The 308-nt window shown below is 51.6% G+C and carries 2 tRNA genes; both read right to left on the minus strand.

From position 1 onward, the window contains the following. Positions 1–18: 18 nt before the first annotated feature. Positions 19–94, minus strand: a tRNA-Ala gene (locus tag IEV89_RS21525). A gap of 129 nt (positions 95–223) precedes the next feature. After that, a tRNA-Ile gene (locus IEV89_RS21530) sits at positions 224–300 on the minus strand. Between the last annotated feature and the right edge of the window lie 8 nt (positions 301–308).

Raw genomic sequence — 308 nt, forward strand, 5'->3', positions numbered from 1 at the left:
TAAGGGGCCGTATGGATATGGTGGAGCTAAGCGGGATCGAACCGCTGACCTCCTGCGTGCAAGGCAGGCGCTCTCCCAGCTGAGCTATAGCCCCATACAGTCACTCACAGATACCTTTGATTTACCACTCGTAAAAGAGTTAATTCTTACTCAGGCAAGGCGTGCGCGAGGAAAGTTTACTGGTGTAAACGACCGAGTGCATAACGCAGCATGAGAAAGAATTTGGTAGGCCTGAGTGGACTTGAACCACCGACCTCACCCTTATCAGGGGTGCGCTCTAACCACCTGAGCTACAAGCCTATAAAGGT

Origin of the sequence: Hafnia psychrotolerans, from assembly GCF_014639435.1 — a bacterium.
In the GTDB taxonomy this organism is placed as follows: Bacteria; Pseudomonadota; Gammaproteobacteria; order Enterobacterales; family Enterobacteriaceae; genus Ewingella; species Ewingella psychrotolerans.